The following is a 10,143-nucleotide window of genomic DNA, read 5'->3' as shown; positions in this document are numbered from 1 at the left end:
ATAGAGCACTGCCCTCCGGAGGCAGGTGCACAGGTTCGATTCCTGTCGGGGGCACACTTGAGGAACATCACTCATATTTTCAAAAACTCTTTGCTTACATCCTTGTATAGCGACGCCGCAGCATGGATAATTAAGACCTTGCACGCACAACTGTGTGTATTCACACCACGTAACTTTTGAATAAGTTGTACTTCCCTAAGGAGACATGCGATGGATTGGCGACATCAATCAGCCTGCCGTGATGAGGATCCGGAGCTTTTCTTCCCTGTCGGAAATACAGGACCTGCCCTAACTCAAATCGAAGAAGCAAAAAAGGTGTGCAATCGTTGCATTGTTAAAGAGCCTTGCTTGGCATGGGCACTTGAGAGTGGCCAAGATGCAGGTGTGTGGGGCGGATTATCTGAAGATGAACGTCGTGCGCTAAAGCGTCGTGCAGCACGTAACCGTGCGCGTCTAATGGAGCAGCAAAACCAAATTTAAAGTGGGAAGCGCAGTTTTGCTTGGGTTCCTTGGTGTGTAGATTCCAAATTCAGTTCACCCTTTAATTCATTTTCGATAAGCGTGCGCACAATTTGTAGACCTAAATTTGCCGACGTTGATAGATCAAATCCCTCTGGCAATCCCACTCCGTCATCAGAAATAGTGATCAGGCCTTCATTGCTATAGCGCTGAAGCTCGATTGTTAAACGAGTTCCAGATTCACACAAGCCATGCTCAAGGGCGTTATGCATGAGTTCCGTAACAACTAAAGACAAGGGTGTTGCAATTCTTGACTCAAGTGAACCAAGGTATCCTTTGCGTTCAATACTCAACTGACCCATGCGAGGACTTAGCTCTAGGGCATGAGTGACTAGTGAAGTAAGCACCTCATCAAAGGCCACAGTATTTTCGGTGCTATTTGAAAGAGTTTCATGCACCAGGGCAATGGATGCAATACGTCGAACCGCTTCATCCAAGGCTGCAGCTGCCGCCGGGTCATCTATTCGGCGGGACTGTAAGCGAAGCAGGGCAGAGACAGTCTGCAGATTATTTTTTACGCGGTGGTGAATCTCCCGAATAGTTGCATCCTTAGTGACAAGCTCGCGATCTCGTCGACGAAGTTCAGTAACGTTTTGCAGTAGAACGATTGACCCAATTCGATCTGTGCCTTGAATCAGTGGCAAGACCAAAAGATCAATTGTTGCGCCTTGATTATCTATTTCTACACGACGTAATGTTTTGCCATTGAGGCGGGTGCGAATACCTTCTTCATGTGCATTTGGCGAGGAAGTAACAACTTTTTCTGCAACCTCGCCAAGATTGCGACCTTCTAGCTCACTGTTCCATCCCATGCGAGAAAACGCTGACTTTGCATTAGGGCTAGCAAAAGAAATAGCACCATTTACATCCAAGCGAATTAACCCATCTCCCACTCGAGGAACTGGTTCAAATAAAGAACCTGCAGATTGGTATGGAAAATTTCCTTCAGCAACCATTTGATATAAATGTTTTGCAATTTCTCGATAATTTAGCTCTAGTTTTCCAGGCGAACGCATCTGCTCAGCATTGCGGTGCCGAGATATAACAGCAATAACCTGACCTTCAAAGAACACAGGAATTGTCTCTTCTTTAATCAATAACTCACCGACACGTTCAGGCTCGGTATTGCGAATAATGTCACCTGTTGAAAGTGCTTCATCAATATTTGGACGTGCACCCCATAAGACTTCATCCCCGATTACATCGTTGATAAAAACAGTCGACGCTGTTGTTGGGCGAATATGAGCCACAGCAATATGACCAGTTGGCCAGAGTTTTATATCTTTACGAATTGGAACCCACAAGATTAAGTCTGCAAATGAAAGGTCAGATAAAAGTTGCCAGTCTGCAACAAGCTCGCGCAGTCGATGGGATTGATCAAAAGTTACCGTCGTTCGGCCGCCCAACAAATTATCTAACTGGAACATCGTTACTTCCACTCTGCCAAGTGAAGTTCAATTTCTTGGGTAGCAAACCAAATCAGTTCGTCATCACCTTGAAATGCAAGCAATGCACATTGCACTTGATCCCATTGTAATGGGGAAACAAGAGTGATTGATTGGGCATAGTGCTCACCAATCTGTTCCTTTTCGATTTCCAGTGCCACAACAATTCCTGGTGCCTTCTCAGATAGGCGAAGTTCTAAGGCTTCTTCGCCAGCGGCAACCGACAATAAATATTCAAGCTCTTCTTCATCGCAATCCGGGTTTTCAACTTCAAAGTGGATAGTTGGTGCATAGAGTTCATCAACCTCAAGGCTCTTGTTGATTACAAAGCCCTCAAGATCCTTGTGACTAATTGGTAGATATGCACGCATTGGGTAATAGTAATAGATCTCAACTTTTTAGTTCACGGGCCAGTTCTGCTATTGATTTACGCAGATTTGAGCGCTCATTAATCTCCACCAAGGTCGCGTGCTCATCTTCGGCGGCCATGACTGCGCGAGAGTCCTTGGCAATGCTCCTGATTCGTATTGGTTTAAGGGCGGTTGCACTGCTCAAGAATCTAGATTCCTCACTATCTCCCCTCTTGCCAGGAGATTTCATATTCATGACAAAGCTAAAAGCTGCGCGTACTGAAGTACTCTGTAAAAGATCAATCACTTGGGACAATCGATGTGCACCTAATTGATCGGCCCTAGAAACAATCATTAACTCATCTGCTTGATCACAACACCAGGTCGTCATCGTCGATGTCCACCTGCGATCAGTTAGTCGATTTGATAACCCTGAAATGGAGCCAAGATCAATGATGATGTACTCAAACTCTGCAGCTGCCCGATCCATAAATTCATCAATACTGCCTGCGTGCTCTTGATCTACTTCAGTTAAGGATAGGTGGGGAGCAATGGTTTTCCATGGCCCATCACTATTGAGATTTCGCATTGCTAAATAAGCGGCAATAGATGGCGCTCGATAATTTCCCTCGATTAATAATATTGATTTTTCAAGAATGCTCAGCTCCATTGCCAGATTTATTGCCACCATCGTGCAGCCGGTATAACTGCCTGCTGATCCAACTGCGATAACACGGGATTTTCGTACAGCACGTTGCGGAGTGTTAAGACCCCGCACCATTGGCGCACGCACAAATCCGCGGACCAAACTCACTAGATCAGTTGTTGATTGTGGTACATCATAGAGTTCAATCAAATCACTCTCCCGCTGCTGAGATATAGAAAAGCCAATCATTTGGCGGATCTTCGGTGTGATCGTATCTACTTTAGCTTTTGTAATACCTGGTAAATCTGAAGCAAATAATAAAAGTGCTCCCCGGGCAGCTTCCGGATTGGCGTTGATATAACGCTCTAGTGATTCCCAATCAATAGCTCGAAAAACTACGCTCCAACCTTGTGCAAACAAAGTTCCTGCAATAAATCCTTCAGTTTCAGAGGATGAAATCGCAGTTATGACTGTGGGCATTTCTAACTCAGACATGTGACCTGATCACCACTAAGCGCCCAAATGTTGTTGCACTCAAAAGTCGTAGTACCTGTGTCTCTTCTACCGCTACAGATAACCCAATATCGCTTCCAAAATTCTTGCCTCCATCGTCAAAGCTAAGCAACGTAACTCCCCCAAGAATCAATACTGGATCCATCACCTCCTCACCGTTTTGAGTGTCTAAGACCCAATAGATATCAACACCTTCTCCAATACGTAAACCTGTTGCAACATCAACGGAGCGAACGCTAAGTGGCACAGCACTAGTTGACATGGCATCAACGGTTGACGTTAAATCCAAACTGCCAATAATTTCGCCTGCATGCATGATTCGCGTTGCAATCATTCCGATTGGCTCGACCTCATCGCTCAAGTAGAACTGGGCACTTGCATCTAAATTCATATGCACAATAGAGACATCAGATGCAGAGATCTGATGACCGGGCGATATAGGAAGGTTAACAACCCAATAATCAGCCCCTTTATTAGAAAATGTTGCAATCAGAAAAGCTGAGACAAATGCGGCGGCAATGAGCGTTACTGCCAATGGAAGTCGTGAGGCGCGAGTTTTTTTATGTAGAGTCATAGGAGTACCCAAACTGCATCCAGGACATCTACTCACCCTTTATCCACAGTGGTACTTAAGTACTAGATCAATCCACCCTTAAGTCTGAGGTATGTGCACGAGTCCAGGGCAATTCTCACTCCATGACAACAGAACTCGAATACAGCCAGCAGCCATCCTTCTCAACCATTGATTTAGCACCCATCTCAAGTGATCCAGATGAAGATTGGCAACATCTAGTCCTTGAAATGTTTCGACCTGAATATCCCGGGCAACCTGTACAAAAACCACGACTTTATTTAAGCCCTTCAACATTTGGCGAAGAGTACGACCCAGAGTTTGCTCCTAAACCAACATCTGCTACAGATCTACCAGATATCAATGAACTAACATTTCAATTCATTCACAGTGTCGTTGAAATTTGGGCTGGACGCCGAACAGCATCACAAGTCCAGGCTATGTGTCATCATCTAATTTTTGCTGATTTACAACGCAAAGCAGGGCAGCAAAAAATGATTGGAAGAGTGCGAAAGATTAAAGTTACCGAACCCTTAGATGGCATCTGTGAGTCAACAGTGACTATTCGCTACGGAGATAGATTACGTGTTGTTGCAATCAGATTTGAAGGACTAGATGGACGTTGGTTATGTACGGCCTTAACTTTGATTTAAGTTAAGTAGCTCCACCGTGACAGCGCTTGTACTTCTTGCCTGAGCCACATGGACATTGAGCGTTTCTAGAAACATCACCAGTTGTGCGAACACCAGATTCATCTGCTGCCGTGTACTGCAATCCAGCTGCAGGAAGTTGCTTAGCCTCAAGTCCTGGTGCAACAACAGCATTGTTTGAACTCTCAACAGTAACTTCGATGTTAAACAAGAAGCCAGCAATCTCTTCTTTGATTGCATCCATCATCGCGGCGAATAGGTCAAAGCCCTCTTTTTGATACTCAACAAGTGGATCACGCTGTGCCATCGCACGTAGCCCAATACCTTCTTGCAGGTAATCCATCTCGTATAGGTGCTCGCGCCACTTACGATCTAGAACAGATAGCAATACCTTGCGCTCTAGTTCGCGCATAACTTCTTTGCCAAGTGCCTCTTCGCGCTGTACATACGCTGCCTTGCAATCGTCAACAATACGAGCAGTCAAATACCCAGCATCTAGCCCTGCACGAGAACCAACTTCGGCAAGTAATTGATCGATGGTAAATGAGATTGGATAAATGGTTTTAAGGGCTGTAAATAGGGTTTCTAGATCCCAATCTTCTGCATATCCATTGGCAGTTGCAGCTTGAACATATGCGGTCAAAGTATCGGAAACAAATCCTGCAACTTGATCCTTAATGTCTGCGCCTTCTAGAACCATGCGGCGCTCACCGTAAATAACGGTGCGCTGGCGGTTCATAACATCGTCGTACTTCAAAACATTCTTACGCATCTCAAAGTTTTGTGCTTCAACCTGTGTTTGTGCGGAGCGAATAGCGTTTGAAACCATCTTTGACTCAATTGGTGCATCCTCAGGAAGGCCTGCAGCGGTTAAAAAGCGCTCAACCATTCCTGAATTAAAGCGACGCATCAAATCATCTTGTAATGAAAGATAAAAACGAGACTCACCTGGATCACCTTGACGACCTGAACGGCCACGTAGCTGGTTGTCGATACGACGTGATTCGTGGCGCTCTGTTCCTAGAACATACAAACCGCCAAGAGCAACTACCTCTTCATGCCCCTTTTCAACTGCAGCTTTTTGACGTGCAATTTCTGCGGGCCATTCCTTTTCATACTCTTCAGCGTTATCAACTGGGGAAATTCCGCGACGTTGCAATTCAAAGTCAGCCATAAATTCTGGATTTCCGCCAAGCATGATGTCAGTACCGCGACCTGCCATGTTGGTAGCAACTGTTACTGCGCCCCGCACACCTGCGCGTGCAATGATCGCTGCTTCGCGCTCGTGATGCTTAGCATTTAGAACTTCGTGAGGAACACCTGATTTGCGCAAGAATGCAGAAAGTTCTTCAGACTTTTCAACGCTGACGGTACCAACCAATACTGGCTGTCCTTTGCGATGGCACTCTGCGATATCTGCGGTTACTGCAGCAAACTTTCCAACTTCTGTCTTGTATACCAAGTCAGCTGAATCAAGACGTTGCATTTCACGGTTAGTAGGAATTGGAACTACGCCGAGCTTATAAATCTGATGGAACTCTGATGCTTCTGTTGAAGCCGTACCTGTCATGCCAGAAAGCTTTGAGTACAAACGGAAGTAGTTTTGCAATGTAATAGTTGCAAGAGTCTGGTTTTCATCCTTAATTTCAATACGTTCTTTTGCTTCAAGTGCCTGATGTAGGCCTTCGCTATAGCGGCGACCAGCCAACATACGGCCAGTGTGCTCATCTACAATTAATAGTTCGCCGTTCATTACAACGTAATCTTTATCGCGCTTAAACAGTTCCTTAGCTCGAATAGCGTTGTTCAGATAGCCGATCATGGGCGTATTCGCCGCCTCGTAGAGATTGCCAATCTGTAGCATCTCTTCAACCTTAGTTACGCCTTCTTCAATAACTCCACAGGTCTTCTTCTTCTCATCAACTTCGTAGTGAACATCGCGCTGTAATTTACTGACAAGATTTGCAAACTCTACGTACCACTTAGTCGCTTTGTCAGCAGGACCGCTGATGATCAATGGTGTTCGTGCCTCATCGATCAAAATTGAGTCAACTTCATCGACTACTGCAAAGAAGTGTTCGCGCTGTACGCACTCTTCAAGTGACCAAGCCATGTTGTCGCGAAGGTAATCAAAGCCAAATTCATTGTTTGTTCCATATGTGATGTCAGCAAGGTATGCCTGGCGGCGCTCTGCTGGAGTCATATTTGCAAGAATTACATCAACTTTTAAACCAAGAAAACGATGTACACGACCCATCCACTCACTATCGCGCTCTGCTAAATAATCATTTGTTGTTACAACATGCACGCCGCGACCTGCAAGAGCGTTGAGGTATGAAGGCAGTGTTGATACCAAAGTCTTACCTTCACCAGTACGCATTTCTGCAATGTTGCCCCTGTGAAGTGCTGCCCCACCCATAATCTGCACGTCATAGTGACGTTGGCCCAAAGTTCGCTGTGCTGCTTCACGGACAACGGCAAATGCTTCAGGCAGTAAATCATCGAGTGATTCACCCTTTGCATAACGATCTTGGAAAATGCCAGTTTGACTACGGAGTTCAGAATCAGACATCGCAACACAGCGAGCTTCTTGAGCATTTACTAAGGCAACGACCTTGCTCAGATCACGAAGGATGCGTCCTTCGCCTGCACGCAAAATCTTGTCTACAAATGCTGGCATTGATTCTTACCTCTCATCGCGGCTCCCTGAGGGTGCCTTTTCACCCCCTTATCGTAGAGGTTGAGCCACACAGGCGGTAACCGCACAAACTGAGCCGAAGGCATGAAAACCCTGCGAATTCAGGGCCCTGGCCGCTTCTCGCAGGGTTGCACCCGTAGTGACCACATCATCAATCACAATTGCATCACCACGAAGAATTGAACCCGGCTTTAAAGAAAAGGCTCCATGCATATTTGATATTCGTTGCACTCGCGTCAGACCACTTTGATCAGAAACAGGTCGTGAAAGCTGAAGGCAATCATTTATACCTATGCCAGTGCGCTTGGAAATATTCTTTGTTAAATCAACTATGAAGCTGCGACCACGTCGGCGCTGTGATTGTTTACTGGAAGGCACTGGGACTAAGGTGAAATAACCTTTATCTAGTCGAGCCTTATCTAACACATGGATGATGGCCGCTATCAGCAAATCATCCGCCCCTTGCAAGCCACTTTCCTTTGCAGCAAGAATTATCTTGGATGCTGTTGGCGTATAAATCAAAGCAGAGTGAACACTTATCTCACTAGCATGGGTCTTGTAGTAATGCGGGATCCACTCGCGCCGACATAGGGTACAAATACTTAGACCCAATGCGTTACATCCATAACACCTAGTCGGAAAGACTAAGTGTGAGAGTTCAGATAAAAAGTGCATGAGCACATAGTGCTCACTTAACTGATCTCAGTTTACTTTCAAAGAAATTATGTGGAAATTAAGCTGTGTAATCTTCTGGTTGCAGTGCAATTAGGCGTTGATCAATTGACTCCCAAGTTTTTCGGGGCAAAGTGACCACAAAGTGGGCCCCTCTCCCAGGACGTCCCCATGCTTCAAGCTCTCCATTGTGTAAGCGTGCATCCTCTAAGGCGATAGAAAGACCAAGTCCAGTGCCTCCACGTATACGCGCTCGTGAAGGATCTGCGCGCCAGAAGCGATCAAATACTCTAGTCAAAGAGTTTTCATCAAGACCCACTCCGTAATCGCGAACGCCAATTGCAACATCGTGTTCACTTGCTGCAATCTGCACATCGATCTGTACCTCTTCTGCATGATCAATGGCATTGGCCAAGAGATTGCGCAAAATACGCTCAACACGGCGAATATCAGCCTTGATCATGACTACAGGCTCTGCAGACTTAACAAATATCTCTGTCTTTCTCTCTCTTGCCACAAGTGCCAAATCTTCTGCACAACGATTGACTAGTTGCACAATATCGAAATCAACCGCTTCAAGAACGGCAACCTCAGCATCAAATCGTGAAACCTCCAGCAAATCTTCAAGCAACCGCTCGAAGCGATCTAGTTGTGCCACTAATAATTCACTACTACGGGCAACTGTCGGGTCAAAACTGTCTTTAGAGGCGGCAATGACTTCAGATGCCATACGTAAAGTAGTCAGAGGAGTACGTAATTCGTGTGAAACATCTGATACGAAGCGCTGCTGCACGCGAGAAAGGTTTTCTAATCTCGCAATTTGTTTCTCAAGTGATTCTGCCATCTCATTAAATGCGTGGCCAAGAGTTGATATCTCATCCTGTGAATACACCTTCATCCGCTGTCTAAAATCTCCTGAAGTAAATTCAGTTGCAATTCGAGCCGCTTCGCGCACAGGCTTAACGACCTGTCGCACCACAACCCAAGTAATCAAAGTGATCAAAAGTAACAAAATGAGGCCAGCGATAAGCAGGTACGTACTAATTAGATTGAGGGTCTTCCCTTCATTAGTCAAAGAAAAAACAATATACATTTCATATTGACCAGCATTTGGTATCTGCACTTTTTGACCAATAGCTAATCCTGGAACACTTGTGCCTTGCAAGTAACGCATAGTGGTGTACTGCCAAACAATGTCATCAGATTTACGAACACGCTCACTCAGAGATTTTGGAATTGTTCCTGGATCAAGCAAGTTCGAGGCAATCTCATAATTCATAATTCTTGTATTACCGGGGCTGCGAAGGAAAACTACTTCGCGTGTGTTTTCATTTGATGTAATAGTCGTTGCAGAGCTAATAACGTCGTCTACAACTTTTTGAACGACTGAATCTTTTTCACCTTGGGCGAGCAAGAAACGGTAATCAGCTGTAAAGATAGTAGAGCGCGCCTCGACTACTGCAGAGTTCAGGTTTACTTCTCTAATACCGCTAGATAGACGTGAATTGAGGGCCGATCCAGTAATCCAGACAACGCCAAGAGAGAGAATTACTGTTGAAAGAATTACCTTGAATGCAAGGGAGTTACGAGCCTTCCAGAAAAAACGGTTCATGGTTAGGAACCGCCCATGACTCCAGCTTTGTAGCCAACACCGCGAATCGTGATGACAATTTCAGGATGCTCGGCATCGTGTTCAATCTTGGAACGTAAACGTTGAACGTGAACATTTACCAAACGGGTATCTGTGGAATGACGATAGCCCCACACCTCACTGAGCAACGCATCCCGTGTAAACACGCGACCCGGTTCTTTTGCCAAGGCAACGAGTAAATCAAATTCAAGACGAGTTAAGGCAATCTGCTTCCCAGCACGCAAAACTTGATGTGCCTGGACATCAATTGCTAAATCACCAATTGTGATTAGACCAAGAACATCTGCATTTGTCCGGCGCAGACGAGTTCTGATACGCGCGATTAATTCTGATGGATGACGAAATGGCTTAACCATGTAATCATCAGCACCGGCCTCTAAGCCTTTTACAACATCTTGCGTGTCACCTTTAGCTGAAAGCATGACGAT

General features: G+C 45.5%; 11 protein-coding genes. 3 read left to right on the top strand and 8 right to left on the bottom strand.

The features are described 5' to 3' along the window. Both AC9UEY_RS05185 and AC9UEY_RS05180 read left to right on the top strand, forming a co-directional pair. On the top strand, window positions 1–180 hold a 180-nt coding region (locus tag AC9UEY_RS05185; RefSeq protein ID WP_509538724.1), incomplete at its 5' end, for a hypothetical protein. A gap of 30 nt (window positions 181–210) precedes the next feature. Next, entirely contained in the window at window positions 211–480 is a 270-nt protein-coding gene (locus AC9UEY_RS05180) for a WhiB family transcriptional regulator (protein WP_506626810.1), read from the top strand. Here the strand turns inward: AC9UEY_RS05180 and AC9UEY_RS05175 are convergent. The 4 genes from AC9UEY_RS05175 to AC9UEY_RS05160 are packed head-to-tail and all read right to left on the bottom strand — an operon-like array spanning window position 477 to window position 4,047. Further along, the gene (locus AC9UEY_RS05175) at window positions 477–1,946 is read right to left on the bottom strand and encodes a sensor histidine kinase (RefSeq protein WP_509538721.1); all 1,470 of its coding nucleotides are present in this window, start codon (window positions 1,944–1,946) and stop codon (window positions 477–479) included. The genes AC9UEY_RS05180 and AC9UEY_RS05175 overlap by 4 nt on opposite strands. A gap of 2 nt (window positions 1,947–1,948) precedes the next feature. After that, a complete protein-coding gene (locus tag AC9UEY_RS05170; protein WP_509538719.1) occupies window positions 1,949–2,335 on the bottom strand; it encodes a DUF6912 family protein in 387 nt (128 codons plus the stop codon). A 19-nt stretch (window positions 2,336–2,354) separates the two neighbouring features. After that, on the bottom strand, window positions 2,355–3,455 hold the full coding sequence (locus AC9UEY_RS05165) for a CpaE/TadZ family protein (RefSeq protein WP_509538716.1): 1,101 nt from the start codon (window positions 3,453–3,455) through the stop codon (window positions 2,355–2,357). Continuing rightward, window positions 3,448–4,047 carry a flagella basal body P-ring formation protein FlgA gene (locus AC9UEY_RS05160; protein WP_509538713.1) on the bottom strand — a complete coding sequence of 200 codons (600 nt, stop codon included), beginning with the start codon at window positions 4,045–4,047 and terminating at the stop codon, window positions 3,448–3,450. Before AC9UEY_RS05160 ends, AC9UEY_RS05165 begins: the two co-directional genes overlap by 8 nt. Window positions 4,048–4,169: 122 nt before the next feature. On the opposite strand from AC9UEY_RS05160, the gene AC9UEY_RS05155 reads away from it, so the two are divergent. Next, the gene (locus AC9UEY_RS05155) at window positions 4,170–4,697 is read left to right on the top strand and encodes an Rv3235 family protein (RefSeq protein WP_509538710.1); all 528 of its coding nucleotides are present in this window, start codon (window positions 4,170–4,172) and stop codon (window positions 4,695–4,697) included. Window position 4,698: 1 nt separating this feature from the next. On the opposite strand, the gene secA is transcribed toward AC9UEY_RS05155, so the two are convergent. The 4 genes from secA to AC9UEY_RS05135 form a co-directional block, all read right to left on the bottom strand. Beyond that, window positions 4,699–7,374, bottom strand: a complete 2,676-nt coding sequence (secA, locus tag AC9UEY_RS05150; RefSeq protein WP_509538707.1) for a preprotein translocase subunit SecA — start codon at window positions 7,372–7,374, stop codon at window positions 4,699–4,701. Between the two features lie 48 nt (window positions 7,375–7,422). Then, entirely contained in the window at window positions 7,423–8,067 is a 645-nt protein-coding gene (locus AC9UEY_RS05145) for a ComF family protein (RefSeq protein ID WP_509538704.1), read from the bottom strand. Between the two features lie 58 nt (window positions 8,068–8,125). After that, window positions 8,126–9,676 carry an MtrAB system histidine kinase MtrB gene (gene mtrB, locus AC9UEY_RS05140; protein WP_509538701.1) on the bottom strand — a complete coding sequence of 517 codons (1,551 nt, stop codon included), beginning with the start codon at window positions 9,674–9,676 and terminating at the stop codon, window positions 8,126–8,128. 2 nt (window positions 9,677–9,678) lie between these two features. After that, a partial coding sequence (locus AC9UEY_RS05135; RefSeq protein WP_509538698.1) for a winged helix-turn-helix domain-containing protein occupies window positions 9,679–10,143 on the bottom strand: 465 nt, incomplete at its 5' end.

This window comes from Candidatus Planktophila sp. (assembly GCF_040402275.1).
Lineage (GTDB): Bacteria > Actinomycetota > Actinomycetes > Nanopelagicales > Nanopelagicaceae > Planktophila.
Note: the sequence above shows the minus strand (reverse complement) of the source record. Positions and strands in the feature narration are given on the sequence as shown.